Annotated in this window: 23 protein-coding genes and 1 pseudogene; 17 read left to right on the forward strand and 7 right to left on the reverse strand. The window is 44.4% G+C overall.

All coding sequences use genetic code 11. From position 1 onward, the window contains the following. Positions 1-71: 71 nt before the first annotated feature. Entirely contained in the window at positions 72-1,325 is a 1,254-nt protein-coding gene (gene cypC, locus P3L57_RS01275) for a CYP152 family fatty-acid peroxygenase CypC (RefSeq protein WP_069487428.1), read from the forward strand. A 39-nt stretch (positions 1,326-1,364) separates the two neighbouring features. On the opposite strand, the gene P3L57_RS01280 is transcribed toward cypC, so the two are convergent. Beyond that, the gene (locus tag P3L57_RS01280; RefSeq protein ID WP_024120051.1) at positions 1,365-1,625 is read right to left on the reverse strand and encodes a hypothetical protein; all 261 of its coding nucleotides are present in this window, start codon (positions 1,623-1,625) and stop codon (positions 1,365-1,367) included. A gap of 268 nt (positions 1,626-1,893) precedes the next feature. Here P3L57_RS01280 and P3L57_RS01285 point away from each other — a divergent pair, with 268 nt between their 5' ends. Further along, positions 1,894-3,513, forward strand: coding sequence for a glutamate/serine transporter AimA (locus P3L57_RS01285; RefSeq protein ID WP_069487429.1), 1,620 nt, complete (start codon positions 1,894-1,896; stop codon positions 3,511-3,513). 37 nt (positions 3,514-3,550) lie between these two features. Here the strand turns inward: P3L57_RS01285 and P3L57_RS01290 are convergent, their stop codons facing one another. Together P3L57_RS01290 and glpT are read right to left on the reverse strand one after the other, a co-directional pair. Continuing rightward, positions 3,551-4,432 carry a glycerophosphodiester phosphodiesterase gene (locus P3L57_RS01290; RefSeq protein ID WP_069487430.1) on the reverse strand — a complete coding sequence of 294 codons (882 nt, stop codon included), beginning with the start codon at positions 4,430-4,432 and terminating at the stop codon, positions 3,551-3,553. 98 nt (positions 4,433-4,530) lie between these two features. Then, positions 4,531-5,865: a glycerol-3-phosphate transporter gene (glpT, locus tag P3L57_RS01295; RefSeq protein ID WP_044162126.1), complete on the reverse strand. Its 1,335-nt coding sequence runs from the start codon at positions 5,863-5,865 to the stop codon at positions 4,531-4,533. Positions 5,866-6,149: 284 nt separating this feature from the next. Here glpT and P3L57_RS01300 point away from each other — a divergent pair, with 284 nt between their 5' ends. The 3 genes from P3L57_RS01300 to P3L57_RS01310 all read left to right on the forward strand — a co-directional run bounded on the left by P3L57_RS01300 (position 6,150) and on the right by P3L57_RS01310 (position 8,660). Next, positions 6,150-6,398: a YbeF family protein gene (locus P3L57_RS01300; protein WP_069487431.1), complete on the forward strand. Its 249-nt coding sequence runs from the start codon at positions 6,150-6,152 to the stop codon at positions 6,396-6,398. A 94-nt stretch (positions 6,399-6,492) separates the two neighbouring features. Continuing rightward, on the forward strand, positions 6,493-7,410 hold the full coding sequence (locus tag P3L57_RS01305; protein ID WP_044162125.1) for a bifunctional helix-turn-helix transcriptional regulator/GNAT family N-acetyltransferase: 918 nt from the start codon (positions 6,493-6,495) through the stop codon (positions 7,408-7,410). Then, the gene (locus P3L57_RS01310; RefSeq protein ID WP_069487572.1) at positions 7,407-8,660 is read left to right on the forward strand and encodes an MFS transporter; all 1,254 of its coding nucleotides are present in this window, start codon (positions 7,407-7,409) and stop codon (positions 8,658-8,660) included. The genes P3L57_RS01305 and P3L57_RS01310 overlap by 4 nt, the downstream gene beginning before the upstream one ends. A 26-nt stretch (positions 8,661-8,686) precedes the next feature. On the opposite strand, the gene P3L57_RS01315 is transcribed toward P3L57_RS01310, so the two are convergent. From P3L57_RS01315 to P3L57_RS01325, 4 genes and pseudogenes are all read right to left on the reverse strand, one after another. Further along, positions 8,687-9,112, reverse strand: a complete 426-nt coding sequence (locus tag P3L57_RS01315) for a hypothetical protein (protein WP_069487432.1) — start codon at positions 9,110-9,112, stop codon at positions 8,687-8,689. 51 nt (positions 9,113-9,163) lie between these two features. Then, a pseudogene (locus tag P3L57_RS20685) lies at positions 9,164-9,270 on the reverse strand (hypothetical protein); the annotation flags it as partial. Positions 9,271-9,294: 24 nt separating this feature from the next. Next, on the reverse strand, positions 9,295-10,215 hold the full coding sequence (locus tag P3L57_RS01320; protein WP_069487433.1) for a DMT family transporter: 921 nt from the start codon (positions 10,213-10,215) through the stop codon (positions 9,295-9,297). Beyond that, positions 10,212-11,039 carry an AraC family ligand binding domain-containing protein gene (locus P3L57_RS01325; protein WP_059292060.1) on the reverse strand — a complete coding sequence of 276 codons (828 nt, stop codon included), beginning with the start codon at positions 11,037-11,039 and terminating at the stop codon, positions 10,212-10,214. Before P3L57_RS01325 ends, P3L57_RS01320 begins: the two co-directional genes overlap by 4 nt. A gap of 480 nt (positions 11,040-11,519) precedes the next feature. Here P3L57_RS01325 and P3L57_RS01330 point away from each other — a divergent pair, with 480 nt between their 5' ends. From P3L57_RS01330 to trhO, 12 genes are all read left to right on the forward strand, one after another. Next, on the forward strand, positions 11,520-12,578 hold the full coding sequence (locus tag P3L57_RS01330; RefSeq protein ID WP_069487434.1) for an iron-containing alcohol dehydrogenase family protein: 1,059 nt from the start codon (positions 11,520-11,522) through the stop codon (positions 12,576-12,578). Between the two features lie 99 nt (positions 12,579-12,677). After that, on the forward strand, positions 12,678-13,832 hold the full coding sequence (gene purT / locus P3L57_RS01335) for a phosphoribosylglycinamide formyltransferase 2 (RefSeq protein WP_059334404.1): 1,155 nt from the start codon (positions 12,678-12,680) through the stop codon (positions 13,830-13,832). A 151-nt stretch (positions 13,833-13,983) separates the two neighbouring features. Next, positions 13,984-14,922 carry a trypsin-like serine peptidase gene (locus P3L57_RS01340; protein ID WP_044162120.1) on the forward strand — a complete coding sequence of 313 codons (939 nt, stop codon included), beginning with the start codon at positions 13,984-13,986 and terminating at the stop codon, positions 14,920-14,922. Beyond that, on the forward strand, positions 14,885-15,289 hold the full coding sequence (locus P3L57_RS01345; RefSeq protein WP_044162119.1) for a DUF2606 family protein: 405 nt from the start codon (positions 14,885-14,887) through the stop codon (positions 15,287-15,289). The genes P3L57_RS01340 and P3L57_RS01345 overlap by 38 nt, the downstream gene beginning before the upstream one ends. 174 nt (positions 15,290-15,463) lie before the next feature. Beyond that, a complete protein-coding gene (cesB, locus tag P3L57_RS01350; RefSeq protein ID WP_069487435.1) occupies positions 15,464-16,360 on the forward strand; it encodes an enantioselective carboxylesterase CesB in 897 nt (298 codons plus the stop codon). Positions 16,361-16,547: 187 nt separating this feature from the next. Further along, positions 16,548-17,081: a CDP-diacylglycerol--serine O-phosphatidyltransferase gene (gene pssA, locus P3L57_RS01355; RefSeq protein ID WP_044162117.1), complete on the forward strand. Its 534-nt coding sequence runs from the start codon at positions 16,548-16,550 to the stop codon at positions 17,079-17,081. After that, the gene (locus P3L57_RS01360; protein WP_044162116.1) at positions 17,072-17,560 is read left to right on the forward strand and encodes a DedA family protein; all 489 of its coding nucleotides are present in this window, start codon (positions 17,072-17,074) and stop codon (positions 17,558-17,560) included. The genes pssA and P3L57_RS01360 overlap by 10 nt, the downstream gene beginning before the upstream one ends. Then, positions 17,553-18,344 (forward strand): phosphatidylserine decarboxylase, encoded by a 792-nt coding sequence (locus P3L57_RS01365; RefSeq protein ID WP_069487436.1) that lies wholly within the window; start codon positions 17,553-17,555, stop codon positions 18,342-18,344. Before P3L57_RS01360 ends, P3L57_RS01365 begins: the two co-directional genes overlap by 8 nt. A gap of 57 nt (positions 18,345-18,401) precedes the next feature. Further along, complete coding sequence (locus P3L57_RS01370) at positions 18,402-18,677, forward strand: hypothetical protein (RefSeq protein ID WP_069487437.1); 276 nt, start codon at positions 18,402-18,404, stop codon at positions 18,675-18,677. Positions 18,678-18,807: 130 nt separating this feature from the next. Next, a complete protein-coding gene (locus tag P3L57_RS01375; RefSeq protein ID WP_406795236.1) occupies positions 18,808-20,127 on the forward strand; it encodes an erythromycin esterase family protein in 1,320 nt (439 codons plus the stop codon). A 105-nt stretch (positions 20,128-20,232) separates the two neighbouring features. Continuing rightward, positions 20,233-21,111, forward strand: a complete 879-nt coding sequence (locus P3L57_RS01380) for a helix-turn-helix transcriptional regulator (RefSeq protein ID WP_069487439.1) — start codon at positions 20,233-20,235, stop codon at positions 21,109-21,111. Between the two features lie 216 nt (positions 21,112-21,327). Next, entirely contained in the window at positions 21,328-22,296 is a 969-nt protein-coding gene (trhO, locus tag P3L57_RS01385; RefSeq protein ID WP_059292051.1) for an oxygen-dependent tRNA uridine(34) hydroxylase TrhO, read from the forward strand. The last annotated feature ends 18 nt before the right edge of the window (positions 22,297-22,314 follow it).

Consider the following 22,314-nt stretch of genomic DNA (forward strand, 5'->3'; position numbering starts at 1 on the left):
ATACTGTAATGGGGTTTATCTTCGTGAGATAACGTGAAAACAGAAGTAAAAAAGGAAGGCAGGGTTGCGGGATGAATGAGCAGATTCCACATGACAAAAGCCTCGATAACAGTGTGGCTTTGATGCGGGAAGGATATTTGTTTATAAAGAATAGAAAAGAGCATTACCATTCGGACTTTTTCCAAGCACGCTTGCTTGGAAAAACATTTATTTGTATGAGCGGCGCGGAGGCTGCGAAGGTATTTTATGATACAGAACGATTTCAGCGGCAGGGTGCTCTCCCGAAACGAGTGCAGAAATCGCTGTTTGGCGTCAATGCAATCCAGACAATGGATGGCGACGCTCATATTCATCGGAAGCTGCTTTTTCTGTCATTAATGACACCGCCCCATCAAAAACGGCTGGCTGAGCTGATGACAGAGCAGTGGGAAGCGGCTGTTACAAGATGGGAAATGGCGGATCAGGTTGTGTTGTTTGATGAAGCAAAAGAAATCTTATGCCGGGTGGCTTGCTATTGGGCGGGTGTTCCGCTGAAGGAAACGGAAGTGAAAGAGAGAGCGGACGATTTCATCGACATGGTAGACGCGTTCGGTGCTGTGGGACCGCGGCATTGGAAGGGAAGAAGAGCAAGACCCCGAACAGAAGAGTGGATTGAAAAAATGATTGAAGAGGTGCGCGGCGGCAGGCTGAAAACAGAAAATGGATCAGCGCTGCATGAAATGGCTTTTTATACGCAAGAGAATGGGAGCCGGCTTGATGCCCGCATGGCAGCCATCGAGCTCATTAATGTGCTGCGTCCGATTATAGCGATAGCTTACTTTATTTCGTTTTCAGCGTTGGCGCTGCATGAACACCCGAAGTATAAGGAATGGCTTCGTTCTGGAGGCAATCAGGAAAGAGAAATGTTTGTGCAGGAGGTGCGCAGATTTTATCCCTTTGGGCCGTTTTTAGGAGCGGTTGTCAAAAAGGATTTTATATGGAATGACTGCGAGTTTAAAAAAGGTTCATCAGTGCTGCTTGATGTGTATGGAACCAATCATGATCCCCGTATGTGGGACAAGCCTGATGAGTTCCGGCCTGAGCGATTTAAAGAGCGGGAGGACAATCCGTTTGATTTCATCCCTCAAGGCGGGGGCAACGCGGAGAAGGGCCATCGCTGTCCGGGGGAAGGGATTACCATTGAAGTGATGAAAGCGAGCCTGGATTTTCTCGTGAATCAGGTTGAATATGACGTGCCAAAACAATCGCTGCATTACAGTCTTGCCAGAATGCCGTCATTGCCTGAAAGCGGTTTTGTGATGAGCAGCATTAGACGGAAAAGATAAATATAAAAGCTCTCTTCTTTTTCGAAGAGAGCTTTTTGATTACTTCTTTTTTTCATCGTAGTATTGAACAGGATACATGGAGCCTTCGGATACCATTTTGTTGTCCTCAATGTCATGCGGGTGCGGGTGACCGGCTTTATCGACTGGGAACGTTTCCATATCTGGTTGTTTTGTTATCTTCATTTTCATGCTGTGAATGAATTCTCTTGCCTTTTGGCGGTTTGACGGGTCTTTTAATAGATAAGAAGTGATGCCGACAGTTGAAACAGCGAGACCGGAAAGTAACAGCTTTTGTTTCATGGTAATAACTCCTTTCTATTTTAAAAATAATGTTTCCTGTATCATTCCCGTTCTGCTTAAGGCTAAACCTCTGTGTATTTTATCAATTGTTTTACAGTAAATTCTATTTTGGGTGAAGCTAGTGACTAAATTCCTATATTGGAAGGCGAGATCCATTGATTTTTTATTATTTTAGCTATCATTCGATAAATATTGACAAAGTAAAGTAATCAGAATAATAATATAACTTAGCAACAGAATGTCATCATACATGAAAGGTGTTTACGATATGAATCAGTTACATCGAAGAATGGGAACGTTTGCCCTTATGATGGTCGGGCTCGGGTCGATGATCGGGTCAGGCTGGTTATTTGGGGCGTGGCGCGCTGCCCAAATTGCGGGGCCTGCTGCCATTATTTCATGGGTTATTGGCATGATCGTTATTTTATTTATTGCTCTTTCTTACAGTGAATTAGGTTCTATGTTCCCTGAGGCAGGGGGAATGGTGAAATATACGCAATATTCACACGGTTCGTTTATCGGATTTATTGCAGGGTGGGCCAACTGGATTGCAATTGTATCCGTTATTCCTGTTGAAGCTGTGGCCTCTGTTCAATATATGAGTTCGTGGCCATGGGAATGGGCGAAATGGACAAGCGGTTTGGTGAAAAACGGAACGCTGACAGGAGAAGGATTGGTGTTCGCTTCTGTTTTGCTTCTGATTTATTTTCTGCTGAACTACTGGACAGTCAATTTGTTTTCGAAAGCGAATTCATTAATTACGATTTTTAAAATCATTATTCCAGGACTGACAATTGGCGCTTTGCTCTTTGTCGGATTTCATGGAGAAAACTTTACAGCGGGCCAAAGCATTGCACCGAATGGCTGGGCAAGTGTTCTGACTGCGGTTGCGACTTCAGGTATCGTGTTTGCGTTTAACGGATTTCAAAGCCCGATCAATATGGCGGGAGAAGCCAAAAATCCCGGGAAATCGATCCCGATTGCGGTTGTCGGTTCTCTGTTAGTTGCGACAGTCATTTATGTGCTGCTGCAGATTGCTTTCATCGGAGCGGTGAATCCGTCTGATATCGCTCACGGCTGGAGCCATCTTAATTTTAATTCTCCTTTTGCTGATTTGGCGATTGCATTAAATATTAACTGGCTTGTCATCGTATTATATGCGGATGCTTTTGTGTCACCTTCCGGAACAGGTATTACGTATACGGCGACGACTTCCCGCATGATTTACGGAATGGAGAAGAACAAATACATGCCGGGCGTGTTTGGCAAGCTTCATCCGATTTACGGAGTTCCGCGCCAAGCGATGTTTTTTAACTTGATTGTTTCGTTTATCTTTTTGTTCCTGTTCAGAGGGTGGGGTGTGTTAGCGGAAATTATTTCTGTAGCCACGTTAATTTCTTATATCACAGGCCCGGTTACAGTGATGACATTGAGACGGACAGGGAAGGATTTGTACAGGCCTCTTCGATTAAAAGGCTTAAGCGTGATTGCGCCGCTTGGATTTATCTTTGCGTCGCTCGTGCTGTATTGGGCGCGCTGGCCGTTAACAGGGCAGGTTCTGTTTATTATTTTGATCGGACTTCCGATTTATTTCTATTACCAGGCCAAGGCGAAATGGAAAGGATTTGGCCAAAACGTTAAAGGTGGCATATGGATGGTGTTTTACCTGCTTGTCATGATGATGATTTCCTATTTGGGCAGTGACAAATTCGGCGGTCTGAACGTCATTACGTATGGCTGGGATATGACCTTGATTGCCTTTGTATCGCTCGGTTTCTATGTGTGGGCGCTGAAGAGCGGATTCAAGACAGAGTATTTGAAAGATGCGAAGGAGATTAATAGCCAGCTGATAAGCGCACAGTCAGAAGCTGCTGCGGGAAAAGAATAAAAGAAAACCTTGCGCTGTGGGCGCAAGGTTTTTTCTTTTAATAACCCTTTTTTACTTTGTGGAAAAGGTCAGGATAGTTGGTGAACACTCCTGTCACTCCCCAGTCCAGCAGGGGGCGCATATCTGTTTCTGTATTGACAGTGTAAGGATGCAAAAGCAGACCGTGGCTGCGGATCATGCGGACATTTTCTGCATTCAACGCTTTATAATCCGGACCTGCGCCGACAGCGTAGGTTTTGATTTCTTCCAAATCAGCATCTGTCATTGAAGCTATTTGCTTTGCTTCCATCAATTGAACAGTCGGCAGGTTAGGCTGTAATTGATGAATTTTTAACAGGCTTTCTTTGCTGAACGATTGGATGATCACTTGGCCGCGCTTTGAATGCTTGCTTAGCAGTTTATGCTTCTGTAAGGAAGCGATCAGTTTTTCCTCCATGCCTGGATAGGTGTCAGGCGATTTTGTTTCAATGTAATAGTTCGCATGTTTGCCAAAACGGTTTAATACCTCTTCTAATGTAGGAACTTTAAGGCCGGCGTACTGCGGCTTCGCTTTTGCCGGGTAAGCTTCATTAAACCAAGAGCCAGCATCAAGTTTCTTAATCTCCGCGAGCGTATGATCCTTCACCCAGCCCGTGCCGTTTGTGGTGCGGTCCAGTTTTTCATCGTGCATAACAATGAGTTGCCCGTCTTTTGTCATCTGTAAATCCAACTCAATATAATCGGCTTTCATTTTCTGAGCGGTTTCGTAAGACAGGATCGTGTGCTCAGGCACATATCCGGAAGCCCCTCTGTGCGCGACTGTCAGGATACGGTCAGGAGACAGCAGGTTTCCTTTTGAGGCTGCTGAAACTGGTGTAACCATAAACGACAGCAAACCAAAAGATAGCAGAACCAAAGCTAGTAATCTATTTTTTCTCATCTTTTCTTCCTCCTTATGAACAAGCAGTAACAGCTTTTATGTTAGAAAACAGATGTAAATGGCATGTTGGAAAAATATTAATCTTTTATAATCTTTTCTTAAACATGCTCCGCCCGTTTTCCCGTATTCCATGTCAAAGCCAAGAACACGATGGCCAGTATACAAGATGAGATCAGCATGATGAAGCCGCCGTTCCAATCAAATCGGTCAACGACAAATCCCATAATCGCGTTTGCGAAAGCAGACCCGCCGATGTATCCGAAAAACCCGGTCAAACCAGCTGCAGTTCCGGCTGCTTTTTTCGGAGCAAGATCAATGGCTTGCAGTCCGATGAGCATCACAGGTCCATAGATTAAGAAGCCGATGCTGATCAGAGCGATGTTGTCTACCAGCGGATGGCCGGCCGGATTCAGCCAGTACACCAATACGGCAATGAAAACACCTGCCATAAACAGAACGCCTGCCGGTGCGCGGCGGCTCTTAAAGAAGCGGTCGCTGATCCAGCCGCACAGGATCGTTCCCGGGATGCCGGCGTATTCGTAAAGGAAATACGACCACCGGGAGTCTTCAGGGGAGAACCCTTTGGCTTCTGTTAAGTAAGTAGGCGCCCAGTCCACTACGCCGTACCGCACAAAGTAAACAAATACGTTTGCAAATGCGATGTACCAAAGAAACTTATTATTAAGTACATATTTAAAAAGGATTTCTTTTGTCGTTAATTCTTTTTCTTGATCTTTGAAAGCGTGTGTTGGATAGTCGTTCCGGTACTCTTCAATTGGCGGAAGCCCGCAAGATTGAGGGGTATCCCGCACCAAAAGGACAATTAAAAATGAAATCAGAATCGCAATAATGGCAGGGAAGAAAAACACGCTTTTCCAAGTGACAAACATAGCAATTCCAAGAGTGACAAGCGGAGCCAGGATCCCGCCGCCAATGTTATGAGCGACATTCCAAATCGACATCTTCGTGCCGCGTTCACTAATAGAAAACCAATGGGCCATCGTTCTGCCGCATGGAGGCCAGCCCATTCCTTGGAACCATCCATTGATAAACATAAAAATAAACATGATGGTGACGCTCGAAGTTACCCAGGGCATAGAAACAAAAAGAATATTTACAATTGCAGATAGAAATAAGCCTGTCGCGAGAAAATACCTCGGATTACAGCGGTCGGACACCATGCCCATAATAAATTTGCTAAAGCCGTACGCAATGGATACGGCGGCCAGCACCAATCCAAGCTCGGTTTTTGAAAACCCTTGCTCCTGCAGATAAGGAATGGCAAAAGCAAAGTTTTTCCGCAGCAGGTAATAGCCTGCGTAGCCGATAAAAATACCTAAGAATACTTGCAGCCTGAGCCGCTTATAAGCCGCATCCGTCTTTGAATCATCCAGTCTCTCAATGTGCGGAGCCGGTTTAAATAAGTGAAACATCAAATCATCCCCTTTGCTGTTTGTGTTGGATGTGTGGCGTGCCCTCCTTTCTGAAAAACAAAAAGAGCCAGAAAACACCCCCTTATTAAAAGGGGTGGAATTCCTGGCTCTCCTCATCTCCATCCAAGCTATTAACTTATAATGATAGCGCTTTCTTAAATTATCATAGTCTGGAGTGAATGTAAACGGGTAATTTTAAATTGTGTAAAAAAGTAAATGTTATCCTTTTGGTAGTTATGTTTTTTTACAAATAACATAAAAATCTGGGGGGGAGGCTGTTGCAGGTGGATAAATTAGATATCGCATTCGGCATTTTACCGTTAGCAATTATTGTGTTATCGGTCGCCGGGACTTATGTTTGTAAAAATGTATATATGATGCCGTTAGTTAGTTTGATCATTTCTCTCGTGCTTACGTTTACGGTTTTCAATCAATCTTTTTTGGGATGGGTCGTTGTCAATAGCTTGTTTTCGCTGATTTTATCATATATTACATTGATGGTGCTGAGAAAGAGGAAGGCATCTGGAAAATGAAATTTCGTCCCGCTTTTTTGATATATCGTTGACTATGGCAACTATATATGATTATAATTGCTTTAATCAACGATATAAGAAAGTGGGGAGAAGTTTGAAAACCAATGAATCAGCAACAGGCTTAAAATTCAGAAAGTTCAATCGGTTTTACACGAATGTTCTTGGCTTCCTTAACGAACACATTTATGACAGCCCGTTTTCCTTAACGGAGACACGGATTTTATTTGAGATTTACAATACGCCAAATTGTACGGCGAAAGATCTTCAGGATAAGCTGGGGCTTGACCGGGGATACGTCAGCAGGATGCTGAAACAGTTTGAAAAAGAAGATTTGATTTATAAAGAGAAGAGCAAAGCCGATGCCCGCCATCATTATATATATGTGACGGAAACGGGGGAAGCCATTTATAAAAAGCTTGAGAAGAAAGCAAATGAACAGGTTGAGCTGATGCTGAAGGAAATCGATGATGAAGAGCAGCACAAGCTTGCGACGGCTATGGAGGAGATTGAAGCCATATTGTCTCAGTCGCTCTCATCCAGGTCATCAGGCATTTCAGTAAGAGATTATTATCTTTCGGATGATATTCACCTTCTCATTGAAAAGCAAAGGCAATTTTATGCAGAGACTCATGGCTGGGATGATACATTTTTAGCTTATCTCCATGAGACATTTGACGCGGAAATTGAAAAGATATGGATCGCGGAAAGCGGCGGAAAATTTGCAGGCTGTGTGGGATTGGTCAAACAAGATAAAAAGACGGTGCAGCTGAGATGGTTCTTGGTTGATGCCGCGTTTCGAGGCAGAGGGCTGGGCACGCAACTGCTTGAGCATCTCGTTACATATAGCAGAGAGATGAAGTTTGAACGGATTTTTCTTTGGACAGTGAGCAGTATGGCTGAAGCCCGTCCGCTTTACGAGAAATTTGGATTCAGACTGAGTGAAGTGAAAGAAGAAACGCTATTATGGGGGCAGCATCTGACAGAAGAACGATGGGATTTAGAGCTGTCATGAAAAGACTCCACTATGCCTGGATCATCGTTTTTATCACCTTTTTGATTTTATTGGCCGTACAAGGTGTGCGCCTGTCGTTTGGTGCGTTTGTCGAGCCTTGGGAGCGGGAGTTTTCGCTGGATAGGGGCACCATCTCGCTGATTTCAACACTGAGCTTTATCGTTTACGGGATATCCCAGCCTGTGGTCGGGCGGCTTGTGGACAGATGGGGCGCACGGGCGGTTTTATCATGGAGCACGTTACTGACCGGGATCAGCATTTTCTCGACATGTTTTATCACTTCACCGTGGCAGCTTTTTCTGCTTTACGGGTTGGGGGTGTCACTCGGAGTTGGCGGAGCGTCGAATGTAGCAACAAGTGTGCTGGTGGTGAATTGGTTCAGCAAAAAGCGCGGCCTTGCCTTTGGAATCATGGAAGCGGGCTTTGGAGCGGGGCAAATGCTGCTGGTTCCCGGCTCGCTTATGCTGATCCATTGGTTTAGCTGGAAGCTGACGGTTGTGGTATTGGGGTTGCTGTTAATGGTCGTTGTCCTTCCGGCAGCCCTTTTATTGCTGCGAAATCATCCTTCAGAAAAAAATGAAGAGCCGATCGGCGGGGCTGCTGAGGAGGAGTCAGAATCAGGATCAAAAACCAAAGCAGGCTCAGTAACCGCGATGTTTCGTATGAGGCAGTTTTGGCTGTTGGTCCTTCCGTTTTTAATCTGCGGCTTTACGACCGTCGGGCTGATGGATACCCATTTGATTCCCTTTTCTCATGATCACGGTTTTTCTACGACTGTTACGAGCGCCGCTGTCAGTCTGCTGGCCGGTTTTAATATCGCTGGTATCTTACTGTCGGGAATCATAGCGGATCGGTGGAGCAGCCGGAAAATCCTCTGTTTTTTATATGCGGTGCGCGCGCTGTCGATTGTGATTCTGATTTACAGCCACGAACCCTACCTGCTTTTAGGCTTTGCGGTTCTGTTTGGATTAGTGGACTTTGCAACGGTAGCGCCGACGCAAATGCTTGCCACCCAGTACTTTCAAAATTACTCGATCGGCCTCATGATCGGCTGGCTGTCACTTGCCCATCAGATCGGCTCTGCCCTCGGAGCATATGTGCCCGGCGTCATTTATACCGTAACAGGTGAGTATACGCTGGCTTTTTATTTATCGATTGGAATGCTTGTGCTTGCAAGCGTGATGAACGTGATGCTGAGGGAGCCTGCGGCGATGAATCGTGACAGTCAGGCTGTGACGGAGAAGGTGTAAGTGAGAAAAAGCATCTCTGGCGAGGATTATTCAGAGATGCTTTTTTTGTATTTTTGTTCTAATACGAAGTCGATCATACCGATAATGCGGGTGTTTTCGGCTTTTTGTTTGAAGTTTTGGGAGATTTGAATGGCTTTTGCGTTTTTAAAACAAGAGGCTAGCCAAATAAAACCGACAATAACAAAAAATAGTCTGGCAAGTAAACTCCATTCATGTGGTAATTCAGTAGTTGTAAAATATAAAAATAGAGTAACTAATGTGCCGTAGATTACTGTTTTTATACTATGTATAAGAGTCAGCTGGGGCTCGCTAAATAATACTTTTAGCTGATTCAGCATGATAGAATCCTGTTTGTTTAGAAAAGCCAAGATTTCTTTATCATTTTCCTTGTACTGTGTAATTGTTTCGGCTGTTTTTATGGTTTCTTTAAATGTTTGTTGATGTAGAGTCATCCAGAATCCTCCCTAAAAGTAAAGCACTACATGAGAAATGATACAGACCCATGTAGTATTGTCACCTACTGGAATATCAGGCTATAGATTTTAACTTCAATATTTAACGATTGAGCAGTTAGATTTACATAAACCTCCAAATAACCATTGCGTACTGACTAGAGATGTTTGTGTTTGCGCCGTTAAGCATCCATATTACATCCGTTCTTCATCAGCTTCGCTTTCGGTTTCAGCTCTGAAATGTAGAGTCCTAACAGTGTAAGCGCCCCTCCCAGAAGAGCAATCCATGTCATTTTTTCCTGCAGAATCATGATGGAAGAGATGATTGTGATAACCGGCACCATGTAAATATAAGCGCTGGATTTCACGGCGCCGAGCACGCCGACCGAGTAATTCCATGTGGCAAAGCATAAGGCGGAAGCGCCAATGCCGAGGTAAAGCATGTTGAGTACATTTGAAGCGGTTGAAAAGCGGCTCGGGTCAAGATGGAAGTCAAACAAGAATAAAGCGGGAATCATAAACAGCAAGCCGTACAAAAATACTCTTTGTGTCAGCTCGATAATGTGATAACGGTGAGCGCTTAATTTCTTCATAAATATCGAATAAAATCCAAACACGAGAGCGGCTGCGGCGGCTAAGATATCCCCGAGCGGCTTCAGGTGAAGCACGACATTACCGTTGAAAGTAATCAATAAAAGCCCGATCAGCGCTGCAGCGAATCCGATGAAAAACGTCAGCCGCAGTTTTTCCCCTTCAAGCAGAAAATGAGCCAGAACCGCAGTGATCATCGGAATAATGGACACAATCATGCCAACATTGGATGCGTATGTATACGTGAGCGCTATATTTTCTAGTAGAAAGTATAAGGTCACGCCAAATAAACCTGCTCCGGCGAACAACAGCTCCTGCCGCCAGCTTTTGAACGGGATCATTTTAGGACGTACAAGGATCAGAGCAATAAAGCCGATCAAAAACCGATAAAATAATATTTCCATCGGAGTAAAGTCAGCCAGCAGAACTTTTGTCGAAACAAAGGTCGTGCCCCAAATCAAAATGGTCACAATTGCCGCTGTATGGCCGGCAGTTTCTCGTTGAATGCTCATTTTTGAAACTCCCTTTCGAAAATCTTCATGTATTGCTTCGGCGTCAGCCCCACCTGTCGTTTGAAAAACTTCGTCATATGGCTCTGATCGCTGAATCCTGTCTGGAATGCAGCATCAATCGGTCTAATCCCTTGTTCAAGGAGTTTTTTCGCTTGATTAATTCGGATTGTCTCCAGGTAGCTATTAGGCGTAATTCCTTTTTGTTTTGTAAATGAACGCAATAAATGATACTTGCTCCAGCCTGTTAGTTCACTCAAATCATTGAGCGTGACGTTCTCGTCATAATGTTCTTCTAGAAATCCGCAAACCATTTTGACTTCGTCGGATGGTTCAGGAATGCTGTCGGGGAACGTAACGTCTGAATAACGGCGGATCAGCTCTTCCAGTAAATGAAGAAACAGCTCCTCCTTGCGCAAAGCCTGCTTTTCCTTGGAAATCAGAATGTGCAATTCCTGCAGACTGGATGTCAGCTCATGGCGGAATAACACATGGTGGGAGAAATAAGGGAGATGCCCGGCGCCGGTAATCTCTTCCACCGCCTTCTTCATGACATCCGGCATCACATTGATACACCGATAATCGAGCGTGCGCCCGTCAATCTGCTCACAGCTGTGCGTGTCACGGGGGTTAAAGAGAAGAAGATCACCTGGATTGATGATATATTCTTGATTTTGACAGGCCAGGTACCGCTGCCCTTTTTCAATAAAACCAATCACATAATAATCGTGAAAGTGATTCGGGAATTTTTGCATAATCCCCTTGAAGCGGTAGGCTTCTATATTAAGGTGCGGATCAAGGTGCAGTGTTCGGGTTTCGTTTTGCATGGGATGCCTCCTGTCGGTGTGGTGGTCTTGGGTTAAGTGTAGCATGATTTTTGGGGATTTCTTGTATGATGTTGCGGCAGGAAAAGGAGAAAGCAGGTGATTTACATTACCTGCTGCTAACGCTATGTTTCGCCATTAGCTTTGTGAAGTACTAATAAACTGCCCAACATTAATTATCAAAAGAATATTAACAGTTTAATAAAAGAAGCGCCATTTTTGATGGTTTCGATTGATGGAGATGTCAATTCGTTCCGTGGAAGAATATTTTTTTGCCACTAACCTTTCCCAGGGTGGATTCCATAGGCGTCAGTACTCATCCGGTTCCCGCATAGCAAAGGAACCGCTTTATAAGGCAGGATTACAGGGGTTACTCCATTTTTCAGCGCTTATGCCATTGACGGGTGGTTTGCGGGGAAAGCGGATTGACACCATTTGAAGGAGAGTGAGATGATTGATGAAAAAATGGAGGAGAGATGAGAGATGCAGCCAGAAGATATTGTCCGAAGCGGTCCGAATCAATACATATGCAAACAAGGAATTGTAAAAGAGCTGCCGGCATTTGTGAAGGAATGGAAGCATCCTGTTGTTGTAACGGGCATCAAGTCGTATGAGGCGTTTCAAACGTATGCTGCGATTCCGCCAGAGTGGAGAGTGATTCAGCATAAAGGGTACAGCTCGCCTGAAGCAATAAGGGAGATTGCGGAACAAGCGGCATCTGCTGATCTCATTATCGGGATTGGCGGCGGAACAGTGTTAGACACGGCAAAAGCTGTTGCAGATCATATGGATATCGAAGTCATAACTGTTCCGACAATCCCTGGAACTTGCGCGGCAAGCACGCCGCTGAGCGTGATCTATGATCAAGAAGGCAACTTTATCCGAGTCGATTATCATAAACGTTCCAGCTATTTGACACTCGTTGATCCGTTATTGCTGCTTTCTTCTCCTATCGAATATGTCAAAAGCGGAATTGGCGACACGCTTGCGAAGTGGTATGAAGCGGAAGCCATTATCATTAATACGAAGGAGCCTGTTTCATTAATGGTCGAAGCAGGGCTTAGGCAGTCTGTCTATATTCGTGATCTTTTGCTGCAGGAAAGCCTTAAGGCTGTTGAAAGCCTTGAGAGAGGGGAAGCCTCGGCTTCTTTCACAGCTGTAGCAGAAACCATTATTACATTGGCAGGAACTGTAGGCGGTTATGCCGGACGCTTCGGCAGGATGGCGGGTGCCCATGCGGTTCACAACGGTCTGAGTTTTATCCCGGAAACCCATCATGTACTGCATGGACAAAAGGTGGCGTACGGCATACTGATTCAGCTTGCGCTTGAGAAGAGAAATCAGGAAATTGAAGAGCTGATTCCGTTTTATCAGCAGCTTGGCTTCCCAGTGAAACTGAGTGATTTAGGCATCCATAAGGATCAAGAGCAAGCGAAGAAAGTCATTGCGGCTCATGCGTGCAAGCCGGAAGAATCGTTATGTTTGATGGGTTCTTTTTGTGAAGCGGATGTTGTGGCGGCAATTAATGTATTGGAATCATAAGCTAAAATAAGGGTTTTCTTATTTTAGCTTTTTTATTACGAAATTTATTTTTTGAATATTTCAGTTATAATGGTTTTTGAACAGATAGGAGGGGCAAAGATGTATCAATCAAAGAAGGTTTTGTTGTTAGGCTCAGGTGAACTGGGGAAAGAGGTTGTGATTGAAGCCCAGCGTCTCGGGGTAGAGACGGTGGCTGTAGACAGCTACGAGCATGCTCCGGCGATGCAGGTGGCGCATAAAAGCTATGTCACTGACATGCTGGATCGTGAGCAGATCAGACACATTATTGAGAAAGAAAAACCTGATTTGATTGTGCCTGAGGTTGAGGCAATCGCGACGGATGAATTGCTGAAGCTTGAAGAGGAAGGATTTCACGTTATCCCAAATGCGCGTGCAGCAAAGCTGACGATGGATCGGGAAGGCATCAGGCGGCTTGCGGCAGAAACGCTCGGGCTTGCGACGGCAGGCTATGAATTTGCGAATACATATGAAGAATTTGTACAGGCGGCAGCTCATATCGGCTTTCCTTGTGTCGTCAAACCGTTGATGAGTTCCTCAGGAAAAGGCCAAAGCGTATGCCGCTCTGAAGCGGATTTGGAGAGCTGCTGGGAGACGGCGATGGAAGGCGGACGAGTGAAGAACGGACGCGTGATCGTCGAGGAATTTATCCCGTTTGAATCAGAGATTACACTCTTAACTGTGCGTGCAGTGAACGGTACGGTATTTTGTGCGCCGATCGGCCATGAGCAAAAGGATGGAGACTATATCGAATCATGGCAGCCTCATCATATGACAGAGCAGCAAATTGAAGAGGCGAAGCATATTGCGAAAGCCATTACGGATGAGCTTGGCGGGTACGGTCTGTTTGGTGTTGAGCTTTTCCTTGCGAAAGACAAGGTGTATTTCAGTGAGGTGTCTCCTCGACCGCATGATACAGGTCTTGTGACGCTGGTGACGCAAAATTTGTCGGAATTCGCGCTGCATGTCCGGGCGATACTCGGCTTTCCGATTACAGAAATCACACAGCTTTCTCCAGGCGCCAGCCGGCCCCTCAAAGCACCGGAAGAGTCAGCGGATTACACTGTTGAAGGTTTGGAAAACGCGCTGGCAGTGCCAAAGACACAAGTGCGCGTGTTTGGAAAGCCGATAACGAAGGTCGGACGCCGTATGGCGGTTGCGCTTTCTGCGGCTGACACTATTGGAAAAGCGCGAGAGAACGCGAAGAAAGCGCTGGATCAACTATCGATTCAATAAACATGAAACAGACGGGCCTTGTCTTGATACATGGCCCGTTTTTTTTTTCATCACCGCCAAAAATTGTATCATAAGAATCAAATTCTTGATTATAATGTAAAAGTCTTCCAACAAAAAGGTTGGTTGACACAAAAGGAGGGGGATGACTAAAATGAGAGTAGTCTCAAGATTCAGAAAAAAATGCTTTGCAGGGTTTACGATTTTGTGTTTGGCAACGGCAGCGGCGGTATCTTTCGGAACGCCGGCAGAAGCGGCTGAGAACCCGCAAACCTCTGTCTCCAACACGGGAAAGGAAGCTGAAGTCAGCAATAACCAGACATCGAAAGCGGAATTGGTTTCTGATCCTTATGAAGGAACCGGAAAAACAAGCAAAACATTACACAAGCTCATAGAATCAGAAAAAAACATTAAATCCTTAAAGCCTTCAAGTGTAATTGGATCTGATGAACGCGTCAGAATCTCAGGCACTACGTCATTTCCCTACAGAGCAACGGTTCAGCTATCAATCAAATATCCAAATACCTCAAGCACTTATGGATGCACAGGCTTTTTAGTGAACCCGAATACTGTGGTGACGGCAGGACATTGTGTGTACAGCCAGGATCACGGGTGGGCATCTTCAATAACTGCTGCGCCGGGCCGCAATGGTTCATCGTATCCATACGGCACTTATTCCGGCACGATGTTTTACTCCGTTAAAGGATGGACGGAAAGCAAAGATACCAATTATGATTACGGTGCAATTAAACTAAATGGTTCTCCTGGCAACACGGTTGGCTGGTATGGGTATAGAACAACAAACAGCAGCAGCCCCGTCGGCCTCTCTACATCAGTTACAGGATATCCGTGTGACAAGACTTTCGGCACCATGTGGTCTGATACAAAGCCGATTCGCTCTGCGGAAACGTATAAGCTGACCTATACAACTGATACGTACGGCTGCCAAAGCGGTTCGCCTGTTTACCGCAATTATAGTGATACGGGGCAGACGGCCATTGCAATCCATACCAACGGAGGATCGTCATATAACTTGGGAACAAGGGTGACGAATGATGTATTCAACAATATTCAATATTGGGCAAATCAATAAATACGGCAAACTGGCCGTTTTCATTTCTATTTTGTTTTTATGCGGATGCAGCTCTCAGGCGCATTCAGATTCTGCTCAGAAAGAAACAACGATCCCTGTGACCCTTCATGTGGAAGACGATGCCGGGTTACCGATGGAAGGTGTTCAAGTGACGATTGTCAAAGCGCCGGCATCAGATCAGGAGCCGAATACAGAGATCGGTGAGATTCTCGGTTTGACAGACAAAAACGGAGACATCACATGGGATACCGGGAAAAAGGGCGAATACTCCATTGCCTTAACGAAGAATGAAACGTCTGTGACACATCAAGTGTCATTAACAAAGGACAAAAAAGATAAGGTTATTCCATTAGTCTTTAAAGAGTAGACGGTTTTCCTTCAAGTTTAGGAAGAACGTCTTTTTTTTATTGATCTTCGTATATGATCAAACTATATACTGGAAAATTGTTATATGAGATAATAAGAATGGGTATTTTTTCTTACAAGAAAGGGCAGTCTCCTTTCTCTATATATAAATGAAAGTCGGAGGAAAAAGAAAAAGATGAAACAGGATTCGATGCAGCTTGCCGCGGCTGAAGGCGGTACATGCTTTTACCAGGCTTATGATGAAAGCCTTTCTTTGTGGCCGATTGATTCGGAAGCTTTCTATGTTTCTACTCGTTTCGGAAAAACACATATCATGGCAAGTGGGCCAAAGGACGCACCTTCGCTCGTACTGCTTCACGGGGGGCTCTTCAGCTCTGTCATGTGGTATCCGAATATCGCCGAGTGGAGCGGTCAATATCGTACATATGCAGTCGATATAATAGGAGACAAAAATAAAAGTATACCATCAGCCTCTCTGGATACGAGAGCTGATTGCGCTCACTGGCTGAAAGATGTTTTTGATTCGCTTGGACTGGAGACAGCACATCTGGCCGGATTTTCCCTTGGAGGGCTTCATACAGTGAACTTTCTGCTTGATATGCCTGAAAGAGTGGAACGAGCGGTTGTCATGAGTCCTGCTGAAGCGTTTATATCATTTCATCCGGATGTCTATAAATATGCCGCAGGCCTTAGTGAGCCGAGCGGGGCTGATGCTTACATCAAGTGGCTGACAGCTGACCGCTATCAGCTTCATCCCATGCTGCAAAAGCAGATCAAGGCTGGAGTCAAGTGGCAGGATGAGAAAAGAAGCCTGACACCGAGAGAAAATGGCTTCCCCTACGTGTTCACAGACGCGGAGTTAAAGTCGATCACAGTTCCGATGCTGGTGATGTTCGGTGAGCATGAGGTGATGTACCATCAGCAAATGGCTTTAGAAAGAGCTTCTGTATTGGTTACGGGGATTCAGACGGAAATGGTTAAGAACGCGGGACACCTGTTACCTCTGGAGCAGCCGGATTATGTCAATGAACGTGTTTTGTCATTTTTAGGCGAAAATGAAATTTGCACATAAATTGAAAAGACTGGCATTCATTGTTCAAAAGGTAACAAATGTTGTATAATAATAGAATTTGAGTGCTGCTTTTTTTTCTGGCAGTCTATGATATCATGCTTAATAGAGAGATTTTTCCTGTAACGCTGATTCGATATACAACGTCGTGTTGATATAAGGTTTTTTCAATTGGAGGTTTGTTTACACTGTGAATTATATACCCAGTATGATTACGATAGGAAACTTTATTTGCGGGCTTTTGGCGGTTCATTCCTTAATATTTCACAACATCCATTCAGCAGTGATTTTCATTTTTACCGGCATGTTTCTCGATTTCTTCGATGGAATGGCTGCGCGGAAGCTGAATGCTGTATCTGATATGGGGAAAGAACTGGATTCATTTGCCGATCTGGTTACATTTGGCGTGGCGCCATCCATGCTCGCCTACAGTGTCGCTTTATATGCCCTGCCGTTTATCGGGATACTATGCGCGCTGGCTTACAGTATTTGCGGAATGCTTCGGCTCTCTAAATTTAATGTTGAACAAAGCAAGCTTCCGACGTTTATCGGAATGCCGATTCCATTTGCGGCAATGTGTCTCGTCATTTTATGCTTTGTGAATAACCCGATTTTGCTGGCGCTCGGCACATGCGCGCTGTCTTATTTAATGGTGAGCAAAGTGAAATTTCCTCATTTTAAAAAACACGCAGCAGAAAATCTGGAGTCCGAAAGATGGAATTAGTGCAGCAGCTGATAGCGGATTATGGTTATCTCGCTATTTTTTTGATGCTTGTTCTTGGAATTATTGGATTGCCGATACCCGACGAAGTCATGATGACAATCGTCGGTTATTTTACGCATATTGATGTGCTGAATTATGAACTTGCCATTTTTATCAGCTTTGTCGGAGCCCTGTTAGGGATGATGATCAGCTACATGATCGGCAGAAAGGCCGGGCGTCCGTTTATCGATAAGTATGGCAAATGGGTCGGTTTGAAAGAAAAGAGAATGCTGAAAGTAGAAAAATGGATGAAGAAATACGGACCGTATTCTCTTATATTAGGTTATTTTATTCCAGGCGTCCGGCATGTGACGTGTTATTTTTCGGGAATCGGCAAAATGGAGCTGAAAACGTATATTGCGTATGCAGCGATCGGCGCCTTTTTGTGGTGCTTTATTTTTATTACAATCGGAAGGGTTATAGGGGTTATTCATGTTTAATACAGCTGTAAAGATTCTGTACCGATCATTGATAGAACTGACGAACCATCGATTATCATCCTGCCTGATCAAAGGATTTTGCGAATCGAAATTCAGTAGGCCGGTCATTCCGCTCTTCTCTAAACACTTTCAAATTAACTGGAATGATGTAGACGGAACAGCCGCTGATTACGGTTCGCTTTCGGAATTGTTTATTCGGAATATTAATTTGGAGCGGCGCCCTGTTTCAAAAGAGGCGCATGCTGTGGTCAGCCCCGTTGACGGTGTCGTTCAGACGATAGGGACGATCAACCCGAATCAAACCTTTACGGTAAAGGGCAAAGACTACTCATTTGCTGAATTGACCGGCTGTAAAAGCGCTGATCATCAATACAACGGTGGATATTTCGTCGTGCTGTACTTAAGCCCGCGGCATTACCACCGTTTTCATTCCCCGATCAGCTGCACATATCAAAAGCTGGCTGAACTCGGAAACCGTTCATACCCGGTGAATCAGTTAGGATTAAAATACGGAAAAGATGTACTGTCGAAAAATTATCGAGTTGTTTATGAGTTGAATAGCGGCAATCGAAACGTGCTAATGATTCCTGTCGGCGCGATGAATATTAACTCCATCGTGCAGACCAACACAGGTGATCAATTGAAGATCGGCGAGGAGCTGGGGTACTTTTCATTTGGTTCAACCGTCATTTTGATCTTTGAAAAAGACGCGTTCCGGCCGTCTGCTGATGTAACAGAAGGCCAAGAAGTCCAAGTCGGGCAACTGATAGGTTATGGAGAGTAAAGAAGAGGAGCTCGCAAATGGAAGCGGCGCCTCTTTTTTTGAAGAAAGGTGAGAGTGATGGAAAAACAAATCGTCAGCTGGATCACACATTACCAGCAAACCGGAGATGGAGCGGCTCTTCACAAGGTGCAGGAAGCGTGCTGGCCGATTGTGGAAACAGTTCTGCAAGAGGCGGCAACTGATGCAGAGCAAGTGAACGATTTGCGCCAAAAAGGATTGGAGCGGTTTCCATTCATCATCAGCAAATACCAATCGGATGTGCAGCTCCCGATTGAAACGTTTTTGAGAAATACGTATCGGTTTTATTTTCATCAGGCAATGAAAAGCTCTTAAAAAAAACGGCTTCTATCAGCAGAAGCTTTTTTTTTATAACTGAAAAGGAAACTTTTTCTATAACTATCTCGTAACTACTAGAGAACCTAGCAGAAAAGGAGAGATAGAATTGAAACATAAGTTAGTAAAAATGACTTTGCCGCTGCTGATTGTCTGTCTGGCGTTTTCTTCTTTTGCGGCGCCCGCCCGTGCTGCTTCTGAAGAAAAACATTGGGATCGCTGGATTGAACGGAATGCCCATCCGCTGGATTCTTCCGATGCTTCAAACAAAAATCTTCGATTTCTGAAGAAAGTGCTGAAAGGAAAACGAATCGTCCAGTTAGGAGAAACCACACATGGTGCTGGCGAAATCAACGCCACCAAGGTCCGCATGATCAAATACCTTCATGAAGAACTGGGATATGATGTGTTGGCCTTTGAATCTGCCTTTACCGATACTAATGCCTCTTACCTCAATATGGACCAATCCACACCTAAGAGCACGATGAAAAACTCCATTTATGCTGTATGGCACACAGAAGATGTCGTTGAGCTGTTTGATTATATGAAAGAGCAAAAAGAGAAAGGCCATCCGCTGATTCTTACCGGTTTTGATATTCAAGGCATGAAGAATTCATTCAATGATGCCGCGAATCAATGGGTAAAAGCCGTGGACCCGGAAAAAGCGGAGCTGCTTTCCCAATCAGAAAACGATTTTTCAAAATTGGTGACAGACAGCAGCACGTTTGCAGAATTTATGAAAAAGAAGGAAGCGCTGGTAAAAAACTATCAGGAGCTTATCAAGTTCGCTGAAAAAAACGCTTCAGCGCTAAAAGCACACCTTCCGAAAGAGCCAAAGGCCTATGAGATCTTTATGCATTCTCTTCAGCTGAGAATTGACGTCATGGAAATATATATGCCCCAAGAAATGAAACAAAATCTAAAAGAACCACTGGAGAGATTAGAAGATGTCCCGTTTATTTTAAGAGATCGCATGATGGCTGAACAATTTCAGTGGGTCGCGGATAACCTTTATCCGAAACAGAAAATCATCGTCTGGGGCCACAATTACCATCTTCGCAAACAGAATACCAAAATGATACAAGATTGGACGTACGTAAACGGCCCTAACATGGGTGATTATTTGCCGGAGCGGCTGAAAAAACAAACATATACGATTGGCATTTATGCGTATTCAGGTGCGAGTCTTGACAGTGTCGATAATAAGACGATTATACCGGTTACAAGCCCGCCGCCACCAGGAAGTCTTGAAGCTTTGCTGAAAGCTGCGGACCATCCAGCTGTATTTGTTGATTTTCTCCATACAAAAAACAAGAAGGGCACTTCGTGGATGTACACCCCGCGGACAGCACTCTATTGGGGGGATAAAGAAGAGCAGATGATCCTGAAGGAACAATATGACGGTGTCATTTGGCTGGAGCATATCACGCCATCAGTCATTATCAAGTGAGAGATGTCCCCTGTGGTAACAGGGGATTTTTACATATCGCAAAAATAATCAAAACAAGAAAGCTGTGATCCATTAGTCTAAAACAGAAAGGAGATTGAAACGTGAATGTATTATGAAAAAGCTGTCCAGAAAACAATCGATTGGATTGAATCACATTTACATGAACAAATATCACACGAGGATATTGTAAGTGTTTCAGGCTTTTCCAAATTTCATTTTCATCGGATTTTTCAAAAAGAAGTTGGCATGTCGGTTGCTTCTTATATTCGGTTGAGACGTCTCGCAAATGCAGCGGCAGCTTTGCTTTATACAGATGTTCGCATTATCGACATTGCCTTGCATTATCAGTTTGAATCTCAAGAGGCGTTTACTCGGGCATTTAAAAAAATGTATCACATGCCGCCGGGAGCATATCGAACATTTATGAAACGTTTTACTGAAAAAAAGGAGGAATCTTGGATGGAGAAAAAAATGAAGGGCTGGGTATTAAGCGGCAGTCATCCATTTCAATTTGAAATGGGGGTTGATCGGGAAAATGTGCATCAGGGCAAGGCGTCGGGGTATTTAAAATCAACAATGGTGCATGACATCGGGGAATTTGCGACAATGATGCAGCAATTTAAGGCGCATCGTTATCTCGGGAAAAGATTGCGTCTATCAAGTTTTATCAAAACAAAAGGCGTAAAGCATTTCGCGTCGCTTTGGATGCGGGTTGACAGTGCGGCTGAAGATGTTCTTCAATTTGATAATATGAGCAACAGGCCAATTACAGGAACAACCAATTGGAATCATTACGCTGTTGTTTTAGATGTTCCTGAAAATAGTGCTGTCATTTCATTCGGCGTTCAGCTATCGGGACCAGGCCAAGTGTGGCTGGATCATGTTGTTTTTGAAGAGGTAGACGAGAGCGTTCCTTCAACAAATCTTGAAATGCCGGGAGAGCTTTTAGATGAGCCTGTTAATTTATCGTTTGAGGAAGAATGATAAGTATAGTTATCTGAAAAATACATGTGATTTTATTAGTAAATGAATGGAAAATACTATTGTTTTTCCCCGAACCCGCTCGCCTCCTGGGTTTGTAAGAGTTTGGATATTTTTATCAGTCTGGGCGGATGTGTTCATCTTTGAGGTGTTTTCCTGTATGATATAGTAAGAGTGTGCATAACAACTAACTATATCATTGAACAGGGTGTTTATATCATGGAAAAACAATACAGAGTATTACTTTACTATAAATATGTTCCGATTGAAGAGCCGGAGGTGTTTAGAGAGCAGCATCTGGCTTTTTGTAAGGAGCTTGGTTTGTTAGGCCGTATTCTTGTATCAGCTGAAGGGATTAACGGTACAGTATCCGGTACGTTTGAGCAGACTGAAAAATATATGCAAGCGATGAAAGCTGATCCTCGTTTTGCGGATATGGTGTTCAAGATTGATGAAGAAGAAAATCATGCGTTCAAGAAAATGTTCGTCCGTCATAAAAAAGAGCTTGTGACGCTTCGCCTTGAGGATGATGTGAATCCGAATGAAACAACAGGAAAGCATTTGAAGCCTAAAGAATTCTTTGAAAAGATGCAGGATCCTGATACAGTCGTCCTTGATGCGCGTAATGATTATGAATATGATCTCGGCCATTTTAGAGGAGCTGTCCGTCCTGACATCGAGGCGTTCCGTGAATTGCCAGAGTGGATCGAAGAAAATAAAGAGATGCTTGAAGGCAAAAAGATTTTGACATACTGCACGGGCGGCGTGCGCTGTGAAAAATTCTCTGGCTGGCTGATGAAGCAAGGCTTTGAAGACGTATCACAGCTTGACGGCGGAATCGTCACATACGGAAAAGATCCTGAGGTGCAAGGAAAGCTTTGGGACGGCCAATGCTACGTATTTGATGAAAGAATCAGCGTGCCGGTCAACCGTGTCGAGCATGTCATTGTCGGAAAAGACTACTTTACAGGTGAACCGTGTGAACGGTATGTCAACTGTGCAAATCCATCATGCAATAAGAAAATCATATGCACACCGGAAAATGAATACAAATATATGCGCAGCTGCAGCCACGAATGCCGCACGCACCCAAGAAACTTATATGTACAAGAACACAATATGACGGCGGAAGAAGTTAGCGCCAGACTTGCAGCGATTGAAAAAGAAGAGCACGCTGCTGCTGAATAATATGGAAAGAACACCTCT

Source organism: Bacillus sp. B28 (genome assembly GCF_029536185.1).
GTDB classification, from domain to species: domain Bacteria; phylum Bacillota; class Bacilli; order Bacillales; family Bacillaceae; genus Bacillus; species Bacillus halotolerans.

Bases quoted from the DNA above. Each gene is read 5' to 3' on its own strand.
- P3L57_RS01370 (WP_069487437.1), top strand. From the start codon at position 18,402: ATGGAAAAACAAATCGTCAGCTGGATCACACATTACCAGCAAACCGGA.
- P3L57_RS01380 (WP_069487439.1), top strand. From the start codon at position 20,233: ATGTATTATGAAAAAGCTGTCCAGAAAACAATCGATTGGATTGAATCA.
- P3L57_RS01290 (WP_069487430.1), bottom strand. From the start codon at position 4,432: ATGAGAAAAAATAGATTACTAGCTTTGGTTCTGCTATCTTTTGGTTTG.
- P3L57_RS01325 (WP_059292060.1), bottom strand. From the start codon at position 11,039: ATGCAAAACGAAACCCGAACACTGCACCTTGATCCGCACCTTAATATA.
- P3L57_RS01310 (WP_069487572.1), top strand. From the start codon at position 7,407: ATGAAAAGACTCCACTATGCCTGGATCATCGTTTTTATCACCTTTTTG.
- P3L57_RS01345 (WP_044162119.1), top strand. From the start codon at position 14,885: ATGTATTCAACAATATTCAATATTGGGCAAATCAATAAATACGGCAAA.
- P3L57_RS01360 (WP_044162116.1), top strand. From the start codon at position 17,072: ATGGAATTAGTGCAGCAGCTGATAGCGGATTATGGTTATCTCGCTATT.
- purT (WP_059334404.1), top strand. From the start codon at position 12,678: ATGTATCAATCAAAGAAGGTTTTGTTGTTAGGCTCAGGTGAACTGGGG.
- P3L57_RS01330 (WP_069487434.1), top strand. From the start codon at position 11,520: ATGCAGCCAGAAGATATTGTCCGAAGCGGTCCGAATCAATACATATGC.
- cypC (WP_069487428.1), top strand. From the start codon at position 72: ATGAATGAGCAGATTCCACATGACAAAAGCCTCGATAACAGTGTGGCT.
- P3L57_RS01320 (WP_069487433.1), bottom strand. From the start codon at position 10,215: ATGAGCATTCAACGAGAAACTGCCGGCCATACAGCGGCAATTGTGACC.
- glpT (WP_044162126.1), bottom strand. From the start codon at position 5,865: ATGTTTCACTTATTTAAACCGGCTCCGCACATTGAGAGACTGGATGAT.
- P3L57_RS01280 (WP_024120051.1), bottom strand. From the start codon at position 1,625: ATGAAACAAAAGCTGTTACTTTCCGGTCTCGCTGTTTCAACTGTCGGC.
- P3L57_RS01340 (WP_044162120.1), top strand. From the start codon at position 13,984: ATGAGAGTAGTCTCAAGATTCAGAAAAAAATGCTTTGCAGGGTTTACG.
- P3L57_RS01315 (WP_069487432.1), bottom strand. From the start codon at position 9,112: ATGACTCTACATCAACAAACATTTAAAGAAACCATAAAAACAGCCGAA.
- P3L57_RS01375 (WP_406795236.1), top strand. From the start codon at position 18,808: ATGACTTTGCCGCTGCTGATTGTCTGTCTGGCGTTTTCTTCTTTTGCG.
- trhO (WP_059292051.1), top strand. From the start codon at position 21,328: ATGGAAAAACAATACAGAGTATTACTTTACTATAAATATGTTCCGATT.
- P3L57_RS01365 (WP_069487436.1), top strand. From the start codon at position 17,553: ATGTTTAATACAGCTGTAAAGATTCTGTACCGATCATTGATAGAACTG.
- cesB (WP_069487435.1), top strand. From the start codon at position 15,464: ATGAAACAGGATTCGATGCAGCTTGCCGCGGCTGAAGGCGGTACATGC.
- P3L57_RS01285 (WP_069487429.1), top strand. From the start codon at position 1,894: ATGAATCAGTTACATCGAAGAATGGGAACGTTTGCCCTTATGATGGTC.